This window comes from Bacillus pumilus, assembly GCF_038738535.1.
Taxonomy (GTDB): domain Bacteria; phylum Bacillota; class Bacilli; order Bacillales; family Bacillaceae; genus Bacillus.
In genome coordinates, this window is sequence record NZ_CP046128.1 from 586,146 (window position 1) to 611,326 (window position 25,181).

The 25,181-nt window shown below is 42.8% G+C and carries 24 protein-coding genes, 1 pseudogene and 2 riboswitches; of the genes and pseudogenes, 21 read left to right on the forward strand and 4 right to left on the reverse strand.

Annotation, left to right across the window (positions count from 1 at the left end):
• The first annotated feature begins 100 nt into the window (after positions 1 to 100).
• The gene (gene guaA, locus GKC25_RS02925) at positions 101 to 1,642 is read left to right on the forward strand and encodes a glutamine-hydrolyzing GMP synthase (protein WP_012009093.1); all 1,542 of its coding nucleotides are present in this window, start codon (positions 101 to 103) and stop codon (positions 1,640 to 1,642) included.
• Between the two features lie 262 nt (positions 1,643 to 1,904).
• Here the strand turns inward: guaA and GKC25_RS02930 are convergent, their stop codons facing one another.
• Positions 1,905 to 2,819, reverse strand: a complete 915-nt coding sequence (locus tag GKC25_RS02930; protein WP_309416267.1) for an AraC family transcriptional regulator — start codon at positions 2,817 to 2,819, stop codon at positions 1,905 to 1,907.
• A 104-nt stretch (positions 2,820 to 2,923) separates the two neighbouring features.
• Here GKC25_RS02930 and GKC25_RS18440 point away from each other — a divergent pair.
• Both GKC25_RS18440 and GKC25_RS02935 read left to right on the forward strand, forming a co-directional pair.
• Positions 2,924 to 3,001: pseudogene (locus tag GKC25_RS18440) on the forward strand (hypothetical protein); the annotation flags it as partial.
• 109 nt (positions 3,002 to 3,110) lie between these two features.
• A complete protein-coding gene (locus GKC25_RS02935) occupies positions 3,111 to 4,349 on the forward strand; it encodes a hypothetical protein (protein ID WP_034664809.1) in 1,239 nt (412 codons plus the stop codon).
• A 497-nt stretch (positions 4,350 to 4,846) separates the two neighbouring features.
• On the opposite strand, the gene GKC25_RS02940 is transcribed toward GKC25_RS02935, so the two are convergent.
• The 3 genes from GKC25_RS02940 to GKC25_RS02950 all read right to left on the reverse strand — a co-directional run bounded on the left by GKC25_RS02940 (position 4,847) and on the right by GKC25_RS02950 (position 7,057).
• Entirely contained in the window at positions 4,847 to 5,413 is a 567-nt protein-coding gene (locus tag GKC25_RS02940) for a GNAT family N-acetyltransferase (RefSeq protein ID WP_342689905.1), read from the reverse strand.
• 4 nt (positions 5,414 to 5,417) lie between these two features.
• Entirely contained in the window at positions 5,418 to 5,603 is a 186-nt protein-coding gene (locus GKC25_RS02945; protein ID WP_012009130.1) for a hypothetical protein, read from the reverse strand.
• Positions 5,604 to 5,869: 266 nt separating this feature from the next.
• Positions 5,870 to 7,057: an MFS transporter gene (locus GKC25_RS02950; protein WP_034664799.1), complete on the reverse strand. Its 1,188-nt coding sequence runs from the start codon at positions 7,055 to 7,057 to the stop codon at positions 5,870 to 5,872.
• A gap of 101 nt (positions 7,058 to 7,158) precedes the next feature.
• On the opposite strand from GKC25_RS02950, the gene GKC25_RS02955 reads away from it, so the two are divergent.
• The 18 genes from GKC25_RS02955 (at position 7,159) to GKC25_RS03040 (ending at position 25,171) form a co-directional block, all read left to right on the forward strand.
• On the forward strand, positions 7,159 to 8,055 hold the full coding sequence (locus GKC25_RS02955; protein WP_034664796.1) for a LysR family transcriptional regulator: 897 nt from the start codon (positions 7,159 to 7,161) through the stop codon (positions 8,053 to 8,055).
• Positions 8,056 to 8,170: 115 nt separating this feature from the next.
• Positions 8,171 to 8,272: riboswitch (purine riboswitch) on the forward strand.
• 145 nt (positions 8,273 to 8,417) lie between these two features.
• Positions 8,418 to 9,743: an NCS2 family permease gene (locus GKC25_RS02960; protein ID WP_342689906.1), complete on the forward strand. Its 1,326-nt coding sequence runs from the start codon at positions 8,418 to 8,420 to the stop codon at positions 9,741 to 9,743.
• A 218-nt stretch (positions 9,744 to 9,961) separates the two neighbouring features.
• Positions 9,962 to 10,762, forward strand: a complete 801-nt coding sequence (locus tag GKC25_RS02965) for a hypothetical protein (RefSeq protein WP_034664793.1) — start codon at positions 9,962 to 9,964, stop codon at positions 10,760 to 10,762.
• A 202-nt stretch (positions 10,763 to 10,964) separates the two neighbouring features.
• Positions 10,965 to 11,519 carry a DUF2179 domain-containing protein gene (locus GKC25_RS02970; protein WP_024424505.1) on the forward strand — a complete coding sequence of 185 codons (555 nt, stop codon included), beginning with the start codon at positions 10,965 to 10,967 and terminating at the stop codon, positions 11,517 to 11,519.
• Entirely contained in the window at positions 11,516 to 11,716 is a 201-nt protein-coding gene (locus GKC25_RS02975) for an NETI motif-containing protein (RefSeq protein ID WP_012009137.1), read from the forward strand. Before GKC25_RS02970 ends, GKC25_RS02975 begins: the two co-directional genes overlap by 4 nt.
• A 79-nt stretch (positions 11,717 to 11,795) precedes the next feature.
• Positions 11,796 to 11,897, forward strand: a riboswitch (purine riboswitch).
• 169 nt (positions 11,898 to 12,066) lie between these two features.
• Positions 12,067 to 12,555 carry a 5-(carboxyamino)imidazole ribonucleotide mutase gene (purE, locus tag GKC25_RS02980; protein ID WP_095286065.1) on the forward strand — a complete coding sequence of 163 codons (489 nt, stop codon included), beginning with the start codon at positions 12,067 to 12,069 and terminating at the stop codon, positions 12,553 to 12,555.
• Positions 12,548 to 13,690, forward strand: a complete 1,143-nt coding sequence (gene purK, locus GKC25_RS02985; protein ID WP_095286039.1) for a 5-(carboxyamino)imidazole ribonucleotide synthase — start codon at positions 12,548 to 12,550, stop codon at positions 13,688 to 13,690. Before purE ends, purK begins: the two co-directional genes overlap by 8 nt.
• Positions 13,687 to 14,982: an adenylosuccinate lyase gene (gene purB, locus GKC25_RS02990; RefSeq protein ID WP_342689907.1), complete on the forward strand. Its 1,296-nt coding sequence runs from the start codon at positions 13,687 to 13,689 to the stop codon at positions 14,980 to 14,982. Before purK ends, purB begins: the two co-directional genes overlap by 4 nt.
• A gap of 72 nt (positions 14,983 to 15,054) precedes the next feature.
• Positions 15,055 to 15,777: a phosphoribosylaminoimidazolesuccinocarboxamide synthase gene (gene purC, locus GKC25_RS02995; protein WP_106038375.1), complete on the forward strand. Its 723-nt coding sequence runs from the start codon at positions 15,055 to 15,057 to the stop codon at positions 15,775 to 15,777.
• Positions 15,770 to 16,024: a phosphoribosylformylglycinamidine synthase subunit PurS gene (purS, locus tag GKC25_RS03000; protein WP_003214349.1), complete on the forward strand. Its 255-nt coding sequence runs from the start codon at positions 15,770 to 15,772 to the stop codon at positions 16,022 to 16,024. Before purC ends, purS begins: the two co-directional genes overlap by 8 nt.
• On the forward strand, positions 16,021 to 16,704 hold the full coding sequence (purQ, locus tag GKC25_RS03005; RefSeq protein ID WP_106038376.1) for a phosphoribosylformylglycinamidine synthase subunit PurQ: 684 nt from the start codon (positions 16,021 to 16,023) through the stop codon (positions 16,702 to 16,704). Before purS ends, purQ begins: the two co-directional genes overlap by 4 nt.
• On the forward strand, positions 16,688 to 18,919 hold the full coding sequence (gene purL, locus GKC25_RS03010; protein ID WP_095286037.1) for a phosphoribosylformylglycinamidine synthase subunit PurL: 2,232 nt from the start codon (positions 16,688 to 16,690) through the stop codon (positions 18,917 to 18,919). The genes purQ and purL overlap by 17 nt, the downstream gene beginning before the upstream one ends.
• Positions 18,895 to 20,325 carry an amidophosphoribosyltransferase gene (gene purF / locus GKC25_RS03015; RefSeq protein WP_034664775.1) on the forward strand — a complete coding sequence of 477 codons (1,431 nt, stop codon included), beginning with the start codon at positions 18,895 to 18,897 and terminating at the stop codon, positions 20,323 to 20,325. The genes purL and purF overlap by 25 nt, the downstream gene beginning before the upstream one ends.
• Before the next feature lie 95 nt (positions 20,326 to 20,420).
• Positions 20,421 to 21,461, forward strand: coding sequence for a phosphoribosylformylglycinamidine cyclo-ligase (purM, locus tag GKC25_RS03020; protein ID WP_034664771.1), 1,041 nt, complete (start codon positions 20,421 to 20,423; stop codon positions 21,459 to 21,461).
• Positions 21,458 to 22,027 carry a phosphoribosylglycinamide formyltransferase gene (gene purN, locus GKC25_RS03025; RefSeq protein WP_034664770.1) on the forward strand — a complete coding sequence of 190 codons (570 nt, stop codon included), beginning with the start codon at positions 21,458 to 21,460 and terminating at the stop codon, positions 22,025 to 22,027. Before purM ends, purN begins: the two co-directional genes overlap by 4 nt.
• Positions 22,028 to 22,042: 15 nt before the next feature.
• Positions 22,043 to 23,581, forward strand: coding sequence for a bifunctional phosphoribosylaminoimidazolecarboxamide formyltransferase/IMP cyclohydrolase (gene purH / locus GKC25_RS03030; RefSeq protein WP_034664768.1), 1,539 nt, complete (start codon positions 22,043 to 22,045; stop codon positions 23,579 to 23,581).
• 12 nt (positions 23,582 to 23,593) lie between these two features.
• Positions 23,594 to 24,868, forward strand: a complete 1,275-nt coding sequence (purD, locus tag GKC25_RS03035; RefSeq protein WP_342689908.1) for a phosphoribosylamine--glycine ligase — start codon at positions 23,594 to 23,596, stop codon at positions 24,866 to 24,868.
• A gap of 111 nt (positions 24,869 to 24,979) precedes the next feature.
• Positions 24,980 to 25,171 (forward strand): hypothetical protein, encoded by a 192-nt coding sequence (locus GKC25_RS03040; RefSeq protein ID WP_034664763.1) that lies wholly within the window; start codon positions 24,980 to 24,982, stop codon positions 25,169 to 25,171.
• Positions 25,172 to 25,181: the final 10 nt, after the last annotated feature.

Consider the following 25,181-nt stretch of genomic DNA (forward strand, 5'->3'; position numbering starts at 1 on the left):
CTGGGCGCTTCAAAAGCGTGATTCACACTGAGAGCAGGTTTTCTCCTCTCATTTTTTCTGTGCGTTTATAAAAAACTATATTGGACATAGAGGTGACACCATGACAAATTTAGTAAATGAAATGATTTTGGTTCTAGATTTCGGCAGTCAGTACAATCAGCTGATCACACGCCGTATTCGTGAATTTGGTGTGTACAGTGAGCTTCATCCGCACACTTTAACTGCTGAAGAAATTAAAGAAATGGCGCCTAAAGGAATCATCCTTTCTGGCGGACCGAACAGTGTTTATGATGAAGGATCTTTCCGCTGTGATGAAAAGATTTTTGATCTAGACATTCCGGTTCTAGGCATTTGCTACGGCATGCAGCTCATGACTCACTATTTAGGCGGGAAAGTAGAAGCAGCAAGCCAGCGTGAATATGGAAAAGCAGATATCCACATTAATGGAACGCCTGCTTTATTCAAAGACCTTCCGACTGATCAAGTCGTTTGGATGAGCCATGGTGACCTCGTTGTTGAAGTACCAGAAGGCTTTACAGTTGATGCAACAAGTGCACATTGTCCAAACTCAGCGATGAGCTTAGCTGAGAAGAATTTTTATGGTGTTCAGTTCCACCCAGAGGTTCGTCACTCTGAGTACGGAAATGACCTATTGAAAAACTTTGTCTTCGGCGTGTGTGACTGCGATGGCAAATGGTCAATGGAGAACTTCATTGAAATCGAAATGCAGAAAATCCGTGAAACAGTAGGCGACAAGCAAGTATTGTGCGCACTAAGCGGCGGTGTGGATTCATCTGTTGTGGCGGTATTGATCCACAAAGCAATCGGCGATCAGCTGACATGTATTTTCGTTGACCACGGTCTTCTTCGCAAAGGCGAAGCAGAAGGGGTTATGAAAACATTTAGCGAAGGTTTCAACATGAACGTGATTAAAGTAGATGCGAAAGATCGTTTCTTAAATAAGCTAAAAGGTGTATCTGATCCTGAGCAAAAACGTAAAATCATCGGTAACGAATTCATCTATGTATTCGATGATGAATCGGACAAGCTAAAAGGAATCGACTACTTAGCACAAGGAACACTTTATACAGACATCATTGAGAGCGGAACAGCAACGGCACAAACAATCAAATCTCACCACAACGTAGGCGGTCTTCCAGAAGACATGCAGTTCGAATTGATTGAGCCTTTGAATACACTATTCAAGGATGAAGTCCGTGCCCTAGGTTCAGAGCTGGGCATTCCTGACGACATCGTCTGGAGACAGCCATTCCCAGGTCCAGGACTAGGTATCCGTGTACTAGGTGAAATTTCTGAAGAAAAACTAGAAATCGTCCGTGAATCGGATGCGATTCTACGCGAAGAAATTGCCAACTTCGGCCTTGAGCGCGACATCTGGCAATACTTCACGGTTCTCCCAGACATCCGCAGCGTAGGTGTTATGGGTGACGCAAGAACATATGACTACACAATCGGCATCCGTGCTGTTACGTCTATTGATGGTATGACGAGTGACTGGGCAAGAATCCCTTGGGATGTGCTTGAAAAGATCTCAACTCGTATCGTGAATGAAGTGAAGCATGTTAACCGCGTGGTGTATGATATTACGAGTAAGCCGCCTGCTACGATTGAGTGGGAGTAGGACTTTATTACTACATTTGTACTTGGAACGTTGATGGATAAGGGTTTAACCTTTTGAAAAAAAGATAAAACCATTTTGAAATATACACTCCCCCACCAAAAAACCCTACCAGAATTTCGGTAGGGTTTTTTCTTTATGTGATTTTACTTCTGATTTAATGTGGTATCCTCTTTATCTTCACCAAATAAAAATCCAAGGCCCCAAATAAAGGTGAGTGAATTAACAGCGTACAATAAAATTGCACCAATCTTTTTCATGGCAATCAATTTCCTCCTAACTTCAGTCTGCTATAGCCCTCAAAATTTAAATTGACTGGTTCATCCTCTAAATCATCCACAGTATTTTGTTCTGTCACTGGCACACTTTCATCTACAGTTTTAAAACTAAGTTCGTCCATCCAAATTTGACCTGGACCTTGTAGTAAAATGCCAAACGCAATGACTTCACTTTTTACTGGAACATCTAGTACTACACTAAAATGATTCCATCCGTTTGTTCCTGTAATTGGACGGTTCATCATATTGTCAAACGCAAGAACTTCACCTGAAGAATGGTCCATTCTCATCCATAAACCAGCTGAGCCTTTCACATCTTCGCTTTTGACAAAAGCAGAAAATTGAAGGCGTTCCCCTCGGTAACGCTCAGACTTAATTTGCTGCATCAATGTCGCGAAACCTCGAGCTTTTTCATCTTTTGATTTCAGATAAGCGGAGTAAGTACCACTGTGTACAATTCTGTCATCCAAACCTGTTTCATAGTCAGATGGGGTGTCCCCCGTCATAATCCAGCCAGTAGGTGTGTTTTTATTTGCAGCCATATTTGTTTCCTCCTCATCAATGACATTCCTTAATAATTTCCGATAACGTGCGGGTGACATGTCATATATCTTCTTAAAGGCTCTAGTGAAGGATTCCTGTGAACTAAATCGATACTGCAATGCGATATCAATCGCCCGTTGGTCCGTATGAATTAAATCCTTCGCCGCTTGGGTCATCCGTCGTTCCCGTATATAATCAACAACTGACTTCTTAATCACTTTTTTGAACACACGGTGAAAGTGAAACCTAGAATAACCAGCGTGTTTCGCTAGAGTTTGAAGCGGCAAATCATCTTTCAGGTGTTGTTCAATATAATTTAAAGTTTCTTGAATCGTTTTTTCATGTTCTTGATAGGACAATCGAGCACCTCCTTGCCTTACGAGTTTAGTATAGCGGAAATGCTCTTTAGGAAACTTGACTTTTTGTGCTGTGTTGCGATTTTAGAACTGACCTTTTAGTCGTGGGTTCAGGACTAGGTATCCGCGTACTGGGTGGAATTTCTGAAGAAGAACTTGAAATCGTACGGGAAGCGGATGCGATTTACACTAAGAAATCTTTCTTGAACATAAAAAAGAGTAGTCGATAAAATAAATGGAGAAGTATTTACTTTTTGCTTTATATTTTAATTAGTATTAGTAGGAGGAATTTATATGAAAAGAGAAAGTAGAGCTGGAAATTCATTCAATACATTAATTCTTTTTATTTATTTGTGTATACTAATTTTTTTATTGTCAAAAAAATTGTATTTGTTGTCTAGTATTTATGTTGTATTAATTAGTTTATGGCTAATTTGGGTGAATAGAAAACCCATTACTAGAAACATCAATACTCTCTTTGTTGAGCTGAAAAAGTTAAATCAATTAAAATATTATTATATTACAGATGATAATAAATATATTGATTTAGAGAAGAGACAGTATATCTTTAATTTATTCCGTGATGCAGCGGTGGGGACATTTTTTATTTCATTAGTTAACATCATAGCAATACGAAGTTTACTTGAACATTTTTTAGGTAAATCAGAAATTGTGAATTTATTCACTATCATCAGCATCAGTTTTGTATTAATTATTGGTTATGGGGGTATAATAGCAGGTTTAGTTTATAAATATACAACAGCTACATATGTTTTGATACCAATTATTAATGCTTTCATCTACTTTTTCTTTTTGCATCCAATAATTAATTCTTTACCTTATTTCGTTGGATTTTTGACTTACTTATTTACTACAGTGATACTGTATTCTGCGTTAACATATGCTTTTCCAGTTCATATTTTAAGGAAATTAAATGGAAAGACAGTATTAATTAGTTCATTTACAACAATTTCAGCTGCACTGTTAAGTCCAATTTTGTTGTTCTATTTTTCTAGTTATATCAAATCCGGAAAATATTTATTAACTATTGAAACTGTAAAAAAAGAGACTGACATCTCGGATACATTAAAAAACATTATTTTGGATAATCCTGATCTAGTAGATGTGATTAATCACTTTTTGTTGAAAGAAGTTTCGAGTCAGTTGACTTCAATGATAAGTTTAGGAATAACTGCATTTACAATATCTTATATTATAGGTGGTTTATTAATTAATAGAAAAATAACGAAAAATAAATTGAAAGCAAAATCTATTTATAGAAAATTAATTAAAGAAGAATACCCAATGGAATATAAGAATTTAGTTGCATGCTCGTATTACGGCGGAGAAGATTATGAAAACCTTTTATTAAATAATGATATAACTTCAAAAATAATCAAAGATAACGAGGTTAAATTAGATATTCCAAATTATTCAATAAAAACACAGTTTACAGCTTGGTTGAAAAGAAAAATAATTGTATACTCTATTTTCTCCTCATATAAAAAAATATTTAGTGAATTAAGGAAGTAGTTCAAAATCACTTGAAGTTACAAAATAGTTCTTGAAATCTCCCAATGACGCCCTTTTTCTTGACTCTAGTGATTCTCCAAGCTGTTGAATCACACTCCTCGAACCGATGACAAGAACTACTTTATATTTCTGATTGATATGAACGTGTATGTTTTGCTACTGGTTTATTTCTCGATTATTTACTTATATAGGTTACATGCCATTCAGTATTGGAGACATTTGTTACTTTAGGGTTTTATCATTCTATAGACACTTTTTATATATAAAATTTCGTTGTAATAGCACTTTAGCACACCTTTCTTCTCCGAATCTTTCCGAGGGAGAAAGGGTGCTGAATGTTCAATTTGCTAGACAAGTTTTCAATATATGGGTTTAGCTCGTAAATGTGACGGAGCATATTCGGGTTGTGATTTTGAATGAAAAAAGTATTTGTTTTTCCTTGGTCCGTTATGACTTTATATAGTATGATCAAATGAATATGCAAGACTTAATGAATTCTATTTTGTTTCAAAATCTCTCTTCAAAATCGAATACATATACACATCATCGAATCCCTTTTGACCCAATTCATACTCTCTTAATAAACCCTCTCTCACAAAATCAATCTTCTCTAATAATTGAACAGAAGACGTATTTGCTGGATCAATGATGGCTTCAATCCGATTCAGGTTCATCTCCTGAAATCCATATCGTAACACCGCAGCGATCGCTTCACTCATAATCCCTTTTCTCCAATGATCGTGATGTAATTCATAGCCGATTTCCGTGCGGCAGTGCTGTTTTTCCAAATTAAGAAATCCACAGCTGCCGATGATCGCAGAATCATCTTTTAAAGAAATGCCCCACCGGATGCCTGTTTGTTCTTTGAAGATATTGTCATACCACTTGATTTCTCCTTTTGTGTCCTCGATGGTTTCATGTGCATCAATGCCCATGTATCGGCACACGGTTTCATTGGATAAATAGATATGCATATCCTCAGCATCTTTGATCGTTGCTTGTTTTAAGATCAGTCTTTCGGTATGTATTGTTGGAAATGATTGTGGAAAGGTGATTTTGTTCATTTGGTTATCCTCCATGCGATGTCTTTTGTTCTGTACATGCCTTACAATAAAAAACCCCTTCATTCCTCAGCCAAGCCTTCACCTCTGTCATTCCTTTTCTCTTTGGATAGACCAGCTTGACGTACACTTCTTCGTTTCCTTCTATTTTTTTCTGACAGCTAGCACACGTGGGTTCTTCGAATCGAAACAATCGACATACTCCTTTTTGTAGATATTTCTTCCATTATATCAAATATCCAACTTATTCTTTCGACTCCATTCTTCACTTTTTCTATTTTTGTCCGACATATGCTAAGTAAAAGAAATTTCCGTTTGTTGAAACCGTTTGAGAGAAAGCTTGCTCTAACAGGTGTAGGAGGTGTGAGTGAGATGAAGCATGTGCGTCTAATTAAAAAAGCACAAAAAGGGAATGTCCCGGCATCAAAAGCTAGTCAATAAATAAAAGAGCGAACATGGTTATACATGTTCGCTTTTTGTCTGCTTTTGGACCAGCCGATTACGATAGAACGAGTACCGAATCAACATGAATGCGACAAAACTGGCTAAACCGCCAATCCAGCTTAGATTCGTTACGTTTGTATACTGTATAATCACACCGCCGATTGACGATCCGAGCATCATGCCGATATTCATAATCGCTGTATTAAAACTCAGCACGGTTTCTGATGCTTGGGGTTTTAGAGAGATGAGGTAAAACTGCTTTGCTGGAGTTGTCGTCCATGTTGCGATGCCCCATATGGCTAGTGTGATCAAGACACTAATTGTAGAGAATTGTGTGAAAAATAAGGTGAAGAGAGCGAACATCTGGATCATGATACTGATCGAGATGGTTCGGTTTGGCCCCCATTGATCAACGGCGAAGCCGCCAAATCGTGAGCCTATAAAAGCAGCGATTCCTAAAATGAGTAAGGCGATACTTGTCATTTCAAGAGAAAAACCAGCAGTCTGTCGTAATAAAGGCGAGATATAAGCGAATACCATTGTGTAGCCTAAGATCCAAAAGACGGTCGTGGCTAAGCCGCTGATCACCCTGCTATCTTGAAGGAGATGTAATTGCTGCTTCAATGGCAGATGTGAATGTCCCTCCATGTGTGGCAGTAATTGATAAAGCAGTAATAAAAGACAAGCAGTACCTAGCGCAATGATGAGAAAAATATAGTGCCAATCCACATGACCTGATAGAAATGTGCCAATAGGGACACCAAGTACGAGTGAAACTGTAAAACCAGTAATGACCGTTGCCATCGCACTTCCCTTTTTTTCGGGAGGGGCGATCTGCGCTGCATAATTCGTGGCGACCACAATATATAAGCCGCCGCTCATGGCCATGATGACTCGAGATAGCAGGAGCAGCACAAAGTGATGGCTAAAAAAGGCGACCACATTGCCTAAAATAAACACAAAAATAGCCGATAACAGAACCTTTTTTCGGTTCAATTTCGATGTTGCCATGACTAAAAAGAGAGCGCCTACTGCATAAAATAGAGAGTAAACGGTGATAAGCTGCCCGGCAGCAGGAATGGAGATGTGTAAATCAACTGCAATTATATCTAGAATGCCAGACACGACGAATTCTGAAGTGCCTGTGACAAATGAACCGACAGCTAAAAGAATAATCAATAGCTGATGAGATGTGTTTTTCATTTTTGAACCCTTCCTTCATTTTGATACGTTGTATTTAGTTTAAATTCCGTGCTAACATAAGTAAAATTGATGTTTTTCATGAAGGGGATGAGTGAATACTCATGAGCTTTGTTCGCTTTGATATTATCGCAAAAGTGGTGGAGCTTGGCAGTTTTACCGCAGCAGCTGAAGCATTAAATATGACGCAGTCCGCCGTGAGTCATGCAGTGGCAAGTTTAGAAACGGAGTGGGGTGTGTCTTTATTCATTCGCGACCGAAAAAAGGGCATTATGCTGACGGACATCGGTCAAACTCTTCTCCCGCATATTAGAGAAGTGTTAAATAGGATGGAGAAGATCCAGCAAGAAATTGCGTTAACGAAAAATATTGAAACAGGCTTGATTCGTATCGGTACATTTGCCAGTGCATCTGCTTGTTTATTGCCTAAGCTGCTTGTAAGCTATCAGAAAAAGCATCCGAAAATCGAATTTAAATTTTATGAGGGGACGTATGAAGAAATATTGGAGTGGCTGGATTCTGGCATTATTGATGTTGGATTTGTTGTGAAAGGCCATGCGGATGAAGCCTTCGACTTGCTGCCGCTGATCAAAGATGAGATGGTGGTCGCTTATCATCCTCATCATCGATTCCACCAGCAGCCCATTGTAGACATAACAGATTTGGCGGATGAACCTTTTATTATGCCGACTGGCATGTATCAATCACATGTAGAGGATATTTTTTCTGAGGCCCAATTGAAGCCGGCTACTTTATTTGAAGTACATGATTGTACGACTATTGCTCGTATGGTCGGGGAAGGACTTGGTGTCACGATAGGCCCTGAGTTGTTTTTAAAAACGCAGCAGCTTGTGCACATTCGTCAGCTGAATGTGTCTCATCATCGTGAGGTTGCGCTCGCCTGTCCTTCTCTCTCCCAAGCTTCTCCGGCAGTGAAAGAGTTTTTCCATGTGGCCGAAACGGTTTTTGTAAAAGAGAAGGATTTAGAGAAGGGTGTATAAAGAACTAGATGTGATTTTCCAAATTCGTGTAATAAGACGAATGAAGCGGACATTTCTTTGAAAATTGTTCGCTTTTCGTATTGTGTTTTAAAAATGAAGTTGGTACAATAGACACAGAAATCAAATAGATAGAAGTCGTATAATCGCGGGGATATGGCCCGCAAGTTTCTACCAAGCTACCGTAAATGGCTTGACTACGTCAATTCACACTCGTTTGATATAAATCATGCATTGTTCTTGTTTTATGTCACGGTCTGAATTCACACTTGTAGTCAAGCGTCCCAAAACTGTTGGGGCGTTTTTTATTTGACTTGTGAATGGGACAGACTAAAGCAAAAGGACATGAAGGGAGTCAGTTGGCTTTGAAACAGTTTTTTCAGTTTGATGAGTTAGGAACGAATTACCGCAGAGAAATCATCGGTGGTTTAACCACATTTTTGTCGATGGCTTACATTTTGTTTGTCAATCCGATCACACTTGCTTTAGTGTCCGTACCGGATTTTCCAGATAAATTACGAATTGATCAGGGCGCTGTCTTTACAGCGACGGCGTTAGCCTCTGCCGCAGGGTGTATTCTGATGGGGTTGATTGCCAGGTATCCGATTGCGATTGCACCAGGTATGGGTTTGAATGCCTTCTTCGCCTTCTCGGTTGTTCTTGGCATGGGCATCACATGGGAAGCAGCACTTTCTGGTGTGTTTGTTTCAGGAATGATCTTTGTTGCCCTTTCTTTAACAGGTTTCCGTGAAAAAATCATCAATGCCATTCCGGCTGAGCTGAAGCTGGCGGTTGGTGCGGGTATTGGTTTGTTCATTACGTTTGTCGGTCTGCAAGGCTCTGGCATTATCGCCAATAATGATAATACGCTCGTTTCGATTGGAAACATTCACAGTGGCCCTGTCTTATTAACGGTGTTTGGTATCGTTGTGACTGTCATTTTAATGGTTCTTCGAGTGAATGCAGGTGTCTTCATCGGGATGCTTGTGACAGCTATTGCAGGAATGATCGTTGGTCTTGTACCAGTACCGACGCAAATTGTGGGAAGTATTCCAAGCTTATCTCCAACCTTTGGCCAAGCCTTGATTCATTTACCAGAAATTTTCTCAATTCAAATGCTTGTCGTGATTTTAACGTTCTTATTCGTTGGGTTCTTTGATACAGCAGGAACGCTTGTGGCTGTTGCAACCCAAGCTGGTTTAATGAAAAATAATGAGCTGCCGCGTGCAGGAAGAGCACTTCTGGCGGATTCATCTTCAATCGTTGTAGGTTCTGTCCTTGGAACATCCACAACGACATCTTATGTTGAATCCAGCTCAGGTGTAGCTGCTGGTGCGCGTTCTGGATTTGCAGCTGTCGTAACAGGTATTTTCTTCTTACTTGCGATGTTCTTCTCGCCGCTATTATCCATCGTTACATCGAATGTGACAGCACCTGCTTTAATCATTGTCGGTGCACTGATGGTCGCTCCGCTTGCGAAGATTGCCTGGGATCGTTTTGAAATTGCCGTACCAGCCTTCTTAACGATGATTATGATGCCACTCACATACAGTATTGCAACAGGGATTGCGGTTGGCTTTATTTTCTACCCGATTACGATGATCTTTAAAGGGAAAGCCAAAGAAGTACATCCGATTATGTACGGATTGTTTGTGATCTTTATTCTTTACTTTGCTTTCTTAAATCATTAATTGTGCAATCAAAACAGCAGCTCATGGAAGCTGCTGTTTTTTTGTTTTGTCTAATTTTCTTGCCATTTTAAAACCTCTGCTGCCCTTTATCCGTCTATTCGTATGAACGTCAAGGCATCTTGACTGAACAGAGAGACTCCGCTACTTTAAGAGGAGTCATCGGAACAGGACATTCGTATGAGCCTGTTTGGATTGTGCTGGATAGGAGTTGATATGAGATGTTAGAAAAAGATGAAGAGCAAAGTACATCAGACTTAAAAAATGAAGAGCCATCAATAGATCAAGAAACGAGGCAATCCCGCCTCAGCAGAAGCGCCGCAAAACGTAGAAGAACCTCGAAAGCAAAAGCAGCAGCGGCTGATGAGCGTTCTGCCATTCAGCGTATGCTGCAAGGTGTAGGAGGCGCGTTTAAGCGCTATGGCTCATATGGACTTGCGATGTTAAAATCACCGAGCCGGGCCATCAATCAAGCGGAAACATTACGGATGAAGTACGCCTGGATTTCGATTGTGTTATGCAGCGTGTTTTTTGCTTTAGGCAACTATGTTCAATTAAAGGCGTCAAAGACCCGTTTATTAGGCTTTGGCATTCATTACTCTTTTGGTGACGCCTTTTTGAGGATAGCGGTCTTTACACTCATCCTGTTGACATTGATGATGCTTACCGTCTGGTTACTCGGAAAGTACATGCTAAAAGGAAACATATCACTGAAAGAAGTGATCATGAAGTTTGGTGCCGCCCTTGTGCCGGTTTTGGTTTTATCCATCCTTTGGCTTGTATTTGCCATGATGAATATTCCATATGTGACGGTCATTTTATCTGTGATGATGTTTTTTGGTCTCCAGTTGATTGCGGTCGTTCTCTTTCGCTCGATTCAATCGGAGCATGAAGCGGTGCGCGGTGATTTGATGTATGCGGGCTGGATCTTTTTATTGGTGGAGCTTGTCATCATTGCACTACTCTGGAGCATTGTCGGAGAGTATTTGATTCCATCACTTGTTCCTGTTCGATTTGGATAAACACACTGAAAGCCTCCTTTTTTAAAAAAGGAGGCTTTCATGTTGAGAAGAGGAAAAAACGGGTAAACTCTTGGTAACAAAGACCACCTTTGTTGTCGAAAGATATATGTGTTTTTCTCGCGCAAATTTGATTGTATCAAGGTATGTTCTCTAGTAGAATATGGGGTGCTTTATTTGATTTTTAGTGCAGGGGGTTCGAATCGTGCTTCAACAACTTTTATCCAATGCGTTCACCATGGTTTTGATCATTTTAGTGATTAATATTGTCTATGTTTCTTTTTCCACTATGCGTTTGATTTTAACAATGAAAGGCAGACGGTACGCAGCTGCTTTTGCTGGTACGATTGAAATGCTTATCTATGTCATTGGGTTAAGTATCGTACTTGATAACTTAGATCAAATACAAAATGTCATTGCGTATGCGCTAGGTTATGGGATGGGAATCATTGTCGGGATGAAAATTGAAGAGAAGCTGGCACTTGGCTACACAACTGTTAACGTGATCACAAAAGAATTGGATGTCGATCTCCCAAGACAATTGAGAGAAAAAGGATATGGTGTCACCAGCTGGGTAGCAGGCGGTCTTGAAGGAGACCGGACAGCATTGCAAATTTTAACACCGAGAAAATATGAACTGCAATTATATGAAACGATTAAAACGCTGGATTCAAAGGCGTTTATCATTTCGTATGAGCCCAAATCGATTCACGGCGGCTTCTGGGTGAAGGCTGTGAAGAAAAGGAGAATTAAAGAATGACCGCAAAACCAAAGAAGAAGAAATTCTATGTGGAAGACAACATGACGATCGATCAAGTGTTGTCCCAGATGGCAGCGGAAGGCTACTCGCCTGTCCGACGAATGGAGGAGCCCATTTTTCAGGAAAAGAAGGAAAATGGGTCGATTCAGATCATTCCGATTGGGAAAAAAATCGTATTTGAAGGAAAAATAGTCTAAATCCGAACATTAAAACGACGACTTCATAGATTGTTCGATAAATCCGTTGACATCATGAACATCCGTTGTTAAGATAAACATGAAATCAAAACACGAGCCTCATATAATCTTGGGAATATGGCCCATAAGTTTCTACCCAGTTACCGTAAATGACTGGACTATGCAGGATAGTGAACAAAACTGACATGGCGTTTCAAAAGCGAACAGCGCTTACCATGGCCCGGTTTGTGTTGCTTCCTAACAATGCAATGCAAATCGGGCCTTTTTGTTCGGCGTTTGACAAGCTGCTTAGGTTTGGGAAGCGTGTCAAACGATACAAAATCGAATATCAGCTTAAAGGTGGGGACAAAATGAAGCCGCTTGTAGGTGTCATCATGGGAAGTACATCTGATTGGGAAACAATGAAAAATGCGTGCGATATCTTAGAGGAATTAGACATTCCGTATGAAAAACAGGTGGTATCCGCACATCGGACACCTGACTTGATGTTTGAATATGCGGCAGAAGCAAGAGGTAAAGGACTAAAAGTCATCATTGCCGGTGCTGGAGGCGCAGCACATTTACCGGGGATGGTCGCAGCGAAAACGACACTGCCGGTCATTGGTGTGCCCGTACAATCAAAAGCACTAAATGGGCTGGATTCCTTATTATCCATCGTTCAAATGCCAGGCGGTGTACCGGTTGCGACAGTGGCGATTGGCAAAGCCGGTGCAACAAATGCAGGGCTTCTTGCCGCGCAAATGATTTCAGCATTTGATGAAACAATCGCTGCTCGCCTTGAAGAAAGAAGAGAGCAAACAAAACAGACTGTACTAGAAAGCAGTGATCAGCTTGTCTAAGCAGACCATTTTTCCAAACGCAACCATCGGTATTATCGGCGGAGGACAGCTTGGCAGATATATGGCCGTCAGCGCAAAGCAAATGGGATACCGGGCAGCTGTGTTAGATCCAGTCGCACAATCTCCTTGTGGACAGGTTGCTGATACAGAAATCACAGCTGCATATAGTGACCTCGAAGCGATTCGACAGCTGGCAGAAATCAGCGATGTCGTGACATATGAATTTGAAAATATTGATTATGATGCACTTAATCAATTGAAGGAAGAAGCCAATTTACCGCAAGGAAGTGAACTTCTTCTTTTAACTCAAAATCGTGAAACGGAGAAAAAAGGGATTGTAGACGCAGGCTGTGAAGTCGCGCCTTATCGCATCATTCATGATGAAAAAGAGCTGGAAGACGCAGTGGCCGTGCTTGGTTTGCCAGCCGTGCTGAAAACATGCAGAGGCGGCTACGACGGAAAAGGGCAGTATGTGATCAAGGAAAAAGGACAGCTTCATGAAGCAGCAGCATTGCTCACACATGGAACTTGTATTTTAGAAAGCTGGGTCCCATTTCAAATGGAGCTCTCGGTGATCGTCACTCGTTCTATTCATGGGGAGATTGCGGTATTCCCAGTCGCTGAGAACATTCATAAGCACAACATTTTGTTCCAAAGCATTGTGCCTGCAAGGGTAGAGGAACGCATTCAGGAGAAGGCAAAAGAGCTGGCAACGACACTGGCTGAAAAGCTGGGGCTAGTCGGTACACTTGCTGTAGAACTGTTCCTGACAAACGAGGGAGAGCTGCTCGTCAATGAACTGGCGCCTCGCCCGCATAATTCTGGTCATTATACGCTCGATTTATGTGAGACGAGTCAGTTTGAACAGCACGTTCGCGCGATATGTGGTTTGCCGCTTGGCGGTACAGCCCTTTTCTCAGAGGGCATGATGGTGAACTTATTAGGCGATGAAGTGGACATCCCAACAGAGCATCCTGAGCTTCTCAAAGAAGCGAAGCTTTATCTATATGGAAAGCATGAAGTAAAAGCCGGCCGCAAAATGGGTCACATGACATTTATGAAACAGCTTGATGATGAATGGATGACAAACATCACAAAGATATGGACTGAAAGAGATGGAGGAAACGGGAAATGATCGAACGTTACGCACGACCAGAAATGTCAGCAATCTGGACAGAGGAAAACAAATTTAATGCATGGCTTGAAGTAGAAATTCTCGCTTGTGAAGCTTGGGCAGAGCTTGGCGTTATTCCGAAAGAAGACGTTGTGACCATGCGCAAGAATGCAAGCTTTGATATTGATCGTATTCTAGAGATTGAACAAGACACGCGCCACGACGTGGTTGCCTTTACGCGTGCTGTATCTGAATCTCTAGGAGAAGAAAGAAAGTGGGTTCATTACGGGTTAACATCTACAGACGTAGTGGATACGGCGCTTTCATATTTATTAAAGCAGGCGAACGATATCTTGCTCAAGGACATTGAGAGATTTGTTGACATCCTAAAAGAAAAAGCAAAAGAGCACAAATATACCGTCATGATGGGCCGTACACATGGTGTACACGCTGAACCGACAACATTTGGCCTGAAGCTTGGTCTTTGGTACGAAGAAATGAAGCGTAACCTAGAACGTTTTAAACAAGCAAAAGCTGGCATCGAATACGGCAAAATTTCTGGAGCTGTTGGCACATATGCGAACATCGACCCGTTTGTTGAGCAATATGTATGTGAGAAGCTTGGCATCAAAGCTGCACCAATTTCAACCCAAACCTTGCAGCGTGATCGTCATGCAGATTACATGGCTACTCTTGCACTCGTCGCAACAAGCATTGAGAAATTTGCTGTTGAAATTCGTGGACTTCAAAAGAGTGAAACACGTGAAGTAGAAGAGTTCTTCGCAAAAGGACAAAAAGGATCATCAGCGATGCCGCATAAACGGAACCCAATCGGCTCTGAAAATATGACGGGAATTGCCCGCGTCATCCGTGGATATATGCTGACAGCTTATGAAAATGTACCGCTTTGGCATGAGCGTGATATTTCTCATTCCTCTGCTGAGCGCATCATTTTACCAGATGCAACGATTGCACTGAACTATATGCTGAACCGTTTCTCAAACATCGTGAAGAACTTGACGGTCTTCCCTGAGAACATGAAACGCAACATGGACCGCACACTTGGCTTGATTTACTCACAGCGCGTTCTTCTTGCATTAATCGATACAGGCATGGCACGTGAAGAGGCATATGATACGGTTCAGCCGAAGGCGATGGAAGCGTGGGAAAAGCAGGTGCCATTCCGTTCATTAGTAGAAGCGGAGGAAAAAATCACATCACGCTTAACACCTGAACAAATCGCTGACTGCTTCGATTACAACTATCACTTGAAAAATGTCGAGATGATTTTCGAACGTCTAGGTCTTGCGTAAGAAATGGGCCGCCTGCTTGTCAGGCACCCAATCCTGAAAATTGCCAACATTCAAATTAGGAGGCCAACCTGAATGACTGTGAAACAAGAACTTCTCTACGAAGGCAAAGCGAAAAAAATCTATCAGACCGATGACGAGCATATTTTATATGTCGAATATAAAGACTCAGCGACAGCATTTAACGGCGAAAAGAAAGCTGAAATCGAAGGCAAAGGCAGACTGAATAACGAAATTTCAAGCTTAATCTTTCAAATGCTGCATGAGAAAGGGATCAACAATCACTTTGTGAAACGACTCTCTGACACAGAACAGCTCATTCAAAAGGTGCAGATTGTTCCGCTTGAAGTGGTTGTACGAAATGTAGTGGCAGGCAGTATGTCAAAGCGCCTTGGCATTCCAGAGGGAACAAAACTGGATACACCATTAATCGAGTTTTACTACAAGGATGATGCACTCGGCGATCCGCTCATTACAGAAGATCATATTCACATTTTAGATGCAGCGACACCAGAGCAGGTCGAGGAAATGAAACAGATCACAAGACAAGTGAATGAAGAGTTAAAGCAAATCTTTTCAGACTGCCATGTGAATTTAATTGATTTCAAGCTTGAATTCGGAATAGATCACGAGAATCGTATTTTGCTAGCTGATGAGATTTCACCTGATACGTGCAGGCTTTGGGACAAAGATACAAACGAAAAGCTTGATAAAGACGTGTTCAGACGAAACCTGGGCGGCTTAACAAATGCATACGAAGAAATTTTCAAAAGACTTGGAGGCCATAAACATGTATAAAGTGAAAATTTTTGTCAGCTTAAAAGAGAGCGTTCTTGATCCACAAGGAAGTGCCGTGCAGCACGCCTTGCACAGCATGTCTTATCAGGAAGTAAAGGATGTCCGTATCGGGAAATACATGGAGCTTGTCATTGAAAAATCAGATCGTGATTTAGACACAGTCGTCAAAGAAATGTGTGAAAAATTACTGGCCAACACGGTGATTGAAGATTACCGCTATGAGGTGGAGGAGGTTGTCGCACAGTGAAGTTTGCAGTGATCGTCTTGCCTGGCTCTAACTGTGATATCGATATGTACCATGCGATTCAAGATGAGTTAGGTGAACAAGTTGAATATGTATGGCACGACGAAACGAGTCTAGACAGATTTGACGGTGTACTCGTACCAGGCGGTTTCTCTTATGGGGATTACTTAAGATGTGGTGCGATCGCTCGCTTCTCTAACATCATGCCGGCGGTGAAAAAAGCAGCTGCGGAAGGAAAGCCTGTTCTCGGTGTTTGTAACGGGTTCCAAATTCTTCAGGAGCTTGGCATTCTTCCAGGTGCGATGAGACGAAATAAAGACTTGAAATTTATCTGTCGTTCAGTTGAACTCATTGTAGAGAACAGCGAAACGCAATTTACAAGCGGCTATCAAAAAGGCGAATCCATTACGATTCCTGTAGCACACGGTGAAGGCAACTTCTACTGTGATGAAGACACTTTAGCGAAGCTCATTCAAAATGGCCAAATCGCTTTCACTTACGGAGACGATATTAACGGCAGTGTCAATCGAATTGCAGGTATAACGAATGAAGAGGGCAATGTACTCGGCATGATGCCGCACCCTGAGCGCGCGGTTGATTCATTACTAGGCAGCGCAGACGGACTTAAATTGTTTCAATCTATCGTGAAAAATTGGAGGGACACTCATGTCACTACTGCTTGAACCAAGTCACAAGCAAATTAAAGAAGAGAAATTGTATCAGCAAATGGGATTGAGTGATGAAGAATTCGCTTTAATTGAATCCATTATTGGCAGACTGCCAAACTACACAGAAACGGGTATTTTTTCTGTCATGTGGTCAGAGCATTGCAGTTATAAAAACTCAAAGCCTGTTTTAAGCAAATTCCCGACAAAAGGAGAGCATGTTCTTCAAGGTCCTGGGGAAGGCGCTGGAATCGTGGATATTGGAGACAACCAAGCGGTTGTATTTAAAATCGAATCACATAACCATCCATCTGCGATTGAACCGTATCAAGGAGCGGCTACAGGTGTCGGCGGAATTATCCGTGATGTATTCTCCATGGGTGCGCGTCCAATTGCTGTATTAAACTCTCTTCGTTTTGGTGAACTGACTTCACCGCGCGTGAAGTACTTGTTTGAAGAAGTAGTGGCAGGGATCGCAGGCTATGGAAACTGTATCGGAATTCCAACAGTCGGCGGAGAGGTTCATTTTGATCAAAGCTATGAAGGCAATCCGCTCGTAAATGCGATGTGTGTTGGATTAATCAACCACGAGGACATCAAAAAAGGGCAGGCCAAAGGTGTCGGCAACACGGTTATGTACGTTGGTGCTAAAACGGGACGTGACGGTATTCACGGTGCAACATTTGCGTCTGAAGAATTTTCTGATGAATCAGAAGAAAAACGTTCAGCGGTTCAAGTCGGCGATCCGTTCATGGAAAAGCTGCTGCTTGAAGCGTGCCTTGAAGTCATCAAAAACGATGCGCTCGTTGGGATTCAAGATATGGGAGCGGCTGGCTTAACAAGCTCAAGCGCGGAAATGGCAAGTAAAGCAGGTTCTGGAATCGAGATGAATCTAGATCTCATTCCGCAGCGTGAAACAGGTATGTCGGCATACGAAATGATGCTGTCTGAATCGCAAGAGAGAATGCTGCTGGTCATTGAAAAAGGCCGCGAACAAGAAATCATTGATATTTTCGAAAAATACGATCTTGAAGCGGTATCAGTCGGTCATGTGACAGACGATAAAATGCTTCGTTTACTCCATCAAGGTGAAGTCGTATGTGAGCTTCCTGTTGACGCTCTTGCAGAAGAAGCGCCGGTTTATCACAAGCCATCAAGTGAGCCTGCATACTATCGTGAGTTTTTAGAAACAAAAGTTGAAGCTCCAGCCATCACAGATGCAGCCGAAACGTTAAAGCAGCTCCTTCAGCAGCCAACAATTGCAAGTAAAGAATGGGTTTATGATCAGTATGACTACATGGTTCGGACAAATACAGTCGTTGCACCGGGCTCTGATGCGGGCGTACTAAGAATCCGCGGAACGAAAAAAGCCCTAGCGATGACAACAGATTGTAACGCACGCTATCTCTACCTTGATCCAGAGGTTGGCGGGAAAATCGCAGTCGCTGAAGCAGCACGTAACATTGTCTGCTCAGGCGCTCGTCCGCTTGCAGTGACAGATAACCTGAACTTCGGTAACCCGGAGAAACCAGAAATTTTCTGGCAAATAGAAAAGTCAGCTGACGGGATTAGCGAAGCATGCCGCACGCTAAGCACACCAGTTATCGGTGGGAACGTCTCTTTATATAACGAATCAAATGGAACAGCGATTTACCCAACACCAGTCATTGGAATGGTTGGTTTGGTTGAAGATACTGCTCATATTACGACTCAATCGTTCCAGCAGGCTGGCGATGTGATTTTCGTCATTGGTGAGACGAAGGAAGAATTCGCAGGCAGTGAGCTTCAAAAGATGACAGAAGGCCGTATTTACGGAAAAGCACCAGACATTGATTTGGATGTAGAGCTCACGCGTCAAGAAGCTCTGCTAGCCGCGATTCAAAACGGTCTCGTTCAATCAGCACACGATGTGTCTGAAGGCGGACTTGGTGTAGCACTTGCTGAAAGTACATTTGGAACAGACGGTCTTGGCGCTGATATCCAAATCGATTTAAACAGCGAAGCTTCCTTATTCAGTGAAACACAGTCACGTTTTGTTGTCACAGTCAGACCGGAGCACTGCGAAGCGTTTGCTGCGGCGGTCAAAGATGCGAAAGAAGTCGGAACGGTCACAAATGATGGTGTATTTACCGTCAAAAATCAAGAAGGACAACAATGGATTCATGCAGCGGTCAACGAGCTTGAACGTGCATGGAAAGGAGCGATCCCATGCTTGCTGAAATCAGAGGCTTAAATGAAGAGTGTGGTGTCTTTGGGGTTTGGGGACACGAAGAAGCCCCGCAAATCACATATTACGGATTGCATAGCCTTCAGCACCGAGGACAAGAAGGTGCGGGAATCATTGCAACAGATGGTGAGAACCTGACATCACACAAAGGCCTTGGACTGATTACGGAAGTCTTTCAAAACGGTGAGCTAAAGGATTTGAAAGGAAAAGGGGCGATCGGACACGTTCGGTATGCGACAGCAGGCGGAGGCGGCTTTGAAAATGTGCAGCCCCTCTTCTTCCGCTCGCAAAACAACGGCAGTCTTGCCCTTGCTCATAATGGAAACTTAGTGAATGCAACGCAGTTAAAGCAGCAGCTAGAGAACCAAGGGAGCATTTTCCAGACCTCTTCTGATACCGAAGTGCTGGCTCATTTAATTAAGCGCAGCGGGCATATTGAATTAAAAGAGCAGATCAAAAATGCGCTGTCCATGCTGAAAGGAGCATATGCTTTCTTAATCATGACGGAAACAGAAATGATCGTGGCTCTTGATCCGAACGGCTTACGCCCGCTTTCACTTGGTATGCTTGGAGATGCTTATGTCGTCGCTTCTGAAACATGTGCATTTGATGTCGTCGGCGCTACGTATTTACGTGATGTGGAGCCTGGCGAAATGCTGATCATTAATGATGAAGGCTTGAAATCTGAGCGCTTCTCGATGAACATTAACCGCAGCATGTGCAGCATGGAATACATTTATTTCTCAAGACCTGACAGCAATATCAACGGCATCAATGTGCATAGTGCGAGAAAGAATCTAGGCAAAAAGCTTGCCGAAGAAGCGCATGTCGAAGCAGATGTTGTGACAGGTGTACCAGATTCCAGTATTTCTGCAGCGATTGGATATGCCGAAGCAACAGGTATTCCGTATGAGCTCGGTTTGATTAAAAACCGTTATGTCGGCCGGACCTTTATCCAGCCGTCTCAAGCATTGCGTGAGCAGGGCGTACGGATGAAGCTGTCTGCTGTGCGCGGGGTTGTCGAAGGAAAGCGTGTTGTGATGGTGGATGATTCCATCGTACGCGGTACAACGAGCCGCAGAATTGTCACGATGCTAAGAGAAGCGGGTGCGACGGAAGTCCATGTACGCATTAGTTCACCGCCAATCGCGCATCCATGTTTTTATGGAATTGATACGTCCACACACGAAGAGCTGATTGCTTCTTCTCATTCAGTGGAAGAAATTAGACAGGAAATCGGTGCAGACTCCATTGCATTTTTATCTGTAGACGGTTTAATGGACGGGATTGGCAGGAAGTATGATGATCCGCAGCGCGGTCAGTGTTTAGCATGCTTTACTGGTAAATACCCGACTGAAATTTATGAAGATACAGTTCTTCCGCATGTGAAGGAAACGGTCCTGACGAAATAATCGAATAAAGGAGCAGCAGTCAAGATGAGTTGATATGCTGCTCTTTCATTCTGCCGAAAATACATGGAAAGCAGCAGCTAAAAGGAGTGAATGGGATGTCAGAAGCATATAAAAACGCCGGTGTCGACATCGAAGCAGGGTACGAAGCCGTCAAACGAATGAAAACACACGTAGAACGTACAAAACGAGCAGGTGTCATGGGCGCTCTAGGTGGATTTGGCGGTATGTTTGATCTATCTGAGCTGCCATATAAAAAGCCCGTTCTTGTTTCAGGAACAGATGGTGTCGGAACGAAATTAAAGCTTGCCTTTTTAATGGATAAACACGATACGATCGGCGTCGATGCCGTGGCCATGTGTGTCAACGATGTGCTTGCACAAGGGGCAGAACCGCTCTTTTTCTTAGATTACTTAGCCGTTGGAAAAGCAGATCCGCTAAAAATTGAATCCATTGTCAAAGGGGTGGCTGACGGCTGTGAGCAGTCTGGTTCAGCACTTGTCGGCGGTGAGACAGCCGAAATGCCAGGTCTTTACACAGAAGAAGAATATGATATTGCTGGTTTTTCGGTAGGTGTCGTTGAAAAGGATGAAATCGTGACAGGAGACAGCATCAAAGAGGGACATTTGCTCATTGGACTGAGCTCAAGCGGAATTCATAGCAATGGCTACTCTCTCGTTCGTAAAGTCTTGCTGGAAGACGCTGGTCTTGACCTGCATCAAACGTATGAACCTTTTACAAGACCGCTCGGAGAAGAGCTTCTTGAACCGACAAAAATTTATGTGAAGCCCGTTCTCAAACAAGTGAAAGCCGGCAAAGTTGACGGCATGGCACATGTGACAGGCGGCGGTTTTATTGAAAATTTACCACGTATGCTGCCTGAAGGTCTTGGCGTTGAGATTGATAACGGCTCATGGCCAGTGCCACCAATTTTCTCCTTTATTCAAGAAAAGGGTCAGTTGAAGGCAGAAGAGATGTTCAATGTGTTTAATATGGGCATTGGCTTTGTCTTAGCTGTAAAAGAGGACGATCTTGTGGATGTGATTAGTGAACTTGAACAAGATGGAGAGAAAGCATTTCTCATCGGTCGTGTTCAAAAAGGAGAAGGTGTCACATTCGGCGGTGGAAGCCTCTCATGAAGAAGTTTGCTATCTTCGCCTCTGGAAGCGGGACAAACTTTCAAGCCATTATAGATACGTTAAAAGAAGAACAGTGGCAGGCAGAGGCCGCCATTGTGATTTGTGATAAACCGGGTGCGAAGGTGCTGGAGCGTGCTGAGAAAGAGGGCATTGCCTCCTTTGCTTTTACCCCGAAGGCTTTTCCGAATAAAGCCGCTTTTGAACAAACGATCATCGAACAGCTCAGGCTTCATGAAGTGGAATGGGTTTTCCTTGCTGGGTATATGAGACTGATCGGTCCGACATTACTTGAAGCGTATAGAGGGAAAATCGTGAATATCCACCCATCCTTGCTGCCAGCCTTCCCAGGTCTTGATGCCATCGGACAAGCCTATCAAGCAGGCGTCAAAGTGGCAGGCATCACCGTCCATTTTGTCGATGAAGGGATGGATACCGGTCCGATTATTGATCAATCGGCGATTTATATTGAACAAGGTGAAGAGCTTGAATCGATTGAAAAAAGAATGCATGAACTAGAACACACACTATATCCAAAAGTGATCAAATCACTTTTAGAATTATCTTAATGAGGTGACGAAGGCATGACGATCAAACGCGCATTAATCAGTGTTTCCGATAAAACGAATCTTGTACCTTTTGTGAAAGAATTAACAGAACTTGGCGTTGAAGTGATTTCAACTGGAGGTACACATAAGCTTCTTCAAGAGAACGGCATTGATGTCATTGGGATTTCTGAAGTCACTGGATTCCCTGAAATCATGGACGGACGACTCAAAACGCTTCACCCGAACATTCATGGTGGACTTTTGGCAGTGAGAGAAAACGATGAGCATATGGCACAGATTGAAAAGCATGGCATTCAGCCGATTGATCTTGTTGTCGTGAATCTCTATCCATTCAAAGAGACGATCTCAAAAGACGATGTGACGTATGAAGAAGCGATTGAAAACATTGATATTGGCGGACCGGGAATGCTTCGTGCGGCATCGAAAAACCACCAAGACGTCACAGTGATTGTCGATCCTCGTGATTATGATACAGTCGTTCAGCAAATCAAAGAAGGCGGCGTGCCGCTAGAGAAAAAACGTGAGCTTGCGGCGAAGGTATTCCGTCATACGGCTGCTTACGATGCCCTCATTGCGGATTATTTAACGAACTATGTTGGCGAAACAGAGCCAGAGCAGTTCACCGTCACGTTTGAGAAAAAACAATCCCTTCGTTATGGAGAAAACCCGCACCAAGCGGCGACTTTCTATGAAAATGCTCTTCCAAGCAAAGGCTCTTTAGCTACTGCAGCGCAATTACACGGAAAAGAACTTTCCTACAACAATATCAAAGATGCAGATGCAGCTCTTCAAATCGTACGAGAATTTACGGAGCCAGCGGCTGTGGCTGTAAAACATATGAATCCGTGCGGCGTTGGTACAGGAGAAACGATTGCTGAAGCCTTTGACCGTGCATTCAAAGCAGATGAAACCTCTATTTTTGGCGGCATTGTGGCGCTTAACCGTGAAGTAGACAAACAAACGGCAGACGTGCTGCATACGATTTTCTTAGAAATTGTTATCGCCCCATCCTTTAGCCAAGAAGCACTTGACGTGTTAACAGCGAAAAAGAATCTTCGCCTATTAACACTAGATGTAGAAGCGGATCTTGAGAAAAAAGAAAAGCAGCTGACAAGTGTCCATGGCGGACTGCTCGTGCAGGATATTGACACGTACGGCTTAGAGGAAGCAACCATCTCTATTCCAACGAAAAGAGAACCAACAGAAGACGAATGGAAAGATTTAAAGCTTGCATGGAAAGTCGTCAAGCATGTGAAATCAAACGCCATTGTCCTTGCAAAAGATCAAATGACAGCAGGTATCGGCGCTGGTCAGATGAACCGTGTGGGCTCAGCGAACATTGCGATTGAACAAGCAGGTGAAAAAGCGAAAGGAAGCGCACTAGGCTCTGATGCATTCTTCCCAATGGGCGATACAGTGGAAGCTGCTGCGAAGGCAGGCGTCACAGCGATCATCCAGCCAGGCGGTTCCATTCGTGATGAAGAATCGATTCAAAAGGCAGATAAATACGGCATCGCCATGGTCTTCACTGGCGTTAGACATTTCAAACATTAAGGGGATGACAGTGTGAACGTATTAATTATCGGCAGAGGCGGAAGAGAGCATACCATCGCATGGAAAGTGAAGCAAAGTGAACTTGTCAGCCAAGTATTTGTCGCACCCGGCAATGGTGGAATGACAGATGCTGCGAAGCTTGTCCCAATCGATGAAGGTAATCATGAGGCATTAATTCGTTTTGCAAAAGAAAATGAAATCGGCTTAACAATTGTCGGTCCAGAGGTTCCTTTAATTGCAGGTGTGGTGGATGCATTTGAAGAGGCAGGTCTAAAGGTATTTGGACCAAATGCAAAAGCTGCGGTTATTGAGGGCTCAAAGGAATTTGCAAAAGACTTAATGAAAAACTATGATATCCCGACCGCCGCTTACGCTACCTTCACATCGTTTGAAGAAGCGAAGGCTTATGTGGAAGAAAAGGGTGCGCCGATTGTCATTAAAGCAGACGGTCTTGCAGCAGGAAAAGGCGTGACAGTCGCTATGACACTTGAAGAGGCGATCAACTGTCTGCACGACTTTTTGGAAGATGAAAAGTTTGGCGATGCGAGTGCATCTGTCGTCATCGAGGAATTTTTAACAGGCGAGGAATTTTCACTGATGGCCTTTGTCAATGGAGAAAAGGTGTATCCAATGGTGATCGCGCAGGATCACAAACGGGCATTCGAAGATGACAAAGGGCCGAATACCGGCGGGATGGGGGCTTATTCGCCAGTACCGCAAATTTCAGATGAAGTCGTCCAAAAAGCGGTTGAAGATGTCGTCAAACCGGCGGCTCGCGCAATGGTGCAGGAAGAGCGTCCGTTTACAGGCATTTTATATGCAGGCTTAATGCTGACACCAGAAGGCTCAAAGGTCATTGAATTCAATGCACGCTTTGGCGATCCTGAAACGCAGGTTGTTCTCCCTCGTCTTGAATCAGATCTAGTCCAAGTATTCCTCGATATTCTAGATGGAAAAGATGTGGACTTACAGTGGAAAGACACTGCCGCTGTCAGTGTAGTTCTTGCTTCAGAAGGATACCCGGAGGACTACGCAAAAGGCACACCAATCGGTGCTTTGCAAACAACTGTGTCTAATGTCGTGACCTTCCACGCAGGAACAAAAAAAGAAAACGATCAATTCGTCACAAATGGCGGCCGTGTAGCAAATGTGACGGCATTTGACGACACATTTGAAGCGGCAAGATCAAGAGTGTATGAAGCCGTTGAAGAAATCATGCAGCCAGGACTATTTTACCGCCGTGACATTGGCGCCCGTGCGCTGAAGGCTGCGGGGAAATCGATTTAATCAAAACACCTTTCTATCTGTCGAGATGGAAAGGTGTTTTTTGTTCGTGAGAAGGGATGCCGATTGAATATGAAGAAGTAATATGGGATCACGAGTTGATGGGGAGTCAGTATGATCATTCAAGGAATCATTCTATTTGCAATCGTATTACTTATTTTATTTGTCGTGTTCTCAAATCTCATCATGAATGAAGCAAGAAAGCAAAACAAAGTCAAAAAGAGATCAGCCATGATGTATATGAGCATGTCTATATTGGTGAGTATGGCGATTGTCTCATCCATTTGGAAGTTCTTTATTAACTGATTCATAAGAG

Excerpts from the sequence above, each read along its gene's own strand:
- GKC25_RS03040 (WP_034664763.1), top strand. The coding sequence starts at position 24,980 with ATGATCATTCAAGGAATCATTCTATTTGCAATCGTATTACTTATTTTA.
- GKC25_RS02940 (WP_342689905.1), bottom strand. The coding sequence starts at position 5,413 with ATGAACAAAATCACCTTTCCACAATCATTTCCAACAATACATACCGAA.
- purC (WP_106038375.1), top strand. The coding sequence starts at position 15,055 with ATGACTGTGAAACAAGAACTTCTCTACGAAGGCAAAGCGAAAAAAATC.
- GKC25_RS02955 (WP_034664796.1), top strand. The coding sequence starts at position 7,159 with ATGAGCTTTGTTCGCTTTGATATTATCGCAAAAGTGGTGGAGCTTGGC.
- purB (WP_342689907.1), top strand. The coding sequence starts at position 13,687 with ATGATCGAACGTTACGCACGACCAGAAATGTCAGCAATCTGGACAGAG.
- guaA (WP_012009093.1), top strand. The coding sequence starts at position 101 with ATGACAAATTTAGTAAATGAAATGATTTTGGTTCTAGATTTCGGCAGT.
- GKC25_RS02935 (WP_034664809.1), top strand. The coding sequence starts at position 3,111 with ATGAAAAGAGAAAGTAGAGCTGGAAATTCATTCAATACATTAATTCTT.
- GKC25_RS02950 (WP_034664799.1), bottom strand. The coding sequence starts at position 7,057 with ATGAAAAACACATCTCATCAGCTATTGATTATTCTTTTAGCTGTCGGT.
- purH (WP_034664768.1), top strand. The coding sequence starts at position 22,043 with ATGACGATCAAACGCGCATTAATCAGTGTTTCCGATAAAACGAATCTT.
- purM (WP_034664771.1), top strand. The coding sequence starts at position 20,421 with ATGTCAGAAGCATATAAAAACGCCGGTGTCGACATCGAAGCAGGGTAC.
- GKC25_RS02965 (WP_034664793.1), top strand. The coding sequence starts at position 9,962 with ATGTTAGAAAAAGATGAAGAGCAAAGTACATCAGACTTAAAAAATGAA.
- purS (WP_003214349.1), top strand. The coding sequence starts at position 15,770 with ATGTATAAAGTGAAAATTTTTGTCAGCTTAAAAGAGAGCGTTCTTGAT.
- purE (WP_095286065.1), top strand. The coding sequence starts at position 12,067 with ATGAAGCCGCTTGTAGGTGTCATCATGGGAAGTACATCTGATTGGGAA.
- purF (WP_034664775.1), top strand. The coding sequence starts at position 18,895 with ATGCTTGCTGAAATCAGAGGCTTAAATGAAGAGTGTGGTGTCTTTGGG.
- GKC25_RS02975 (WP_012009137.1), top strand. The coding sequence starts at position 11,516 with ATGACCGCAAAACCAAAGAAGAAGAAATTCTATGTGGAAGACAACATG.
- purN (WP_034664770.1), top strand. The coding sequence starts at position 21,458 with ATGAAGAAGTTTGCTATCTTCGCCTCTGGAAGCGGGACAAACTTTCAA.
- purL (WP_095286037.1), top strand. The coding sequence starts at position 16,688 with ATGTCACTACTGCTTGAACCAAGTCACAAGCAAATTAAAGAAGAGAAA.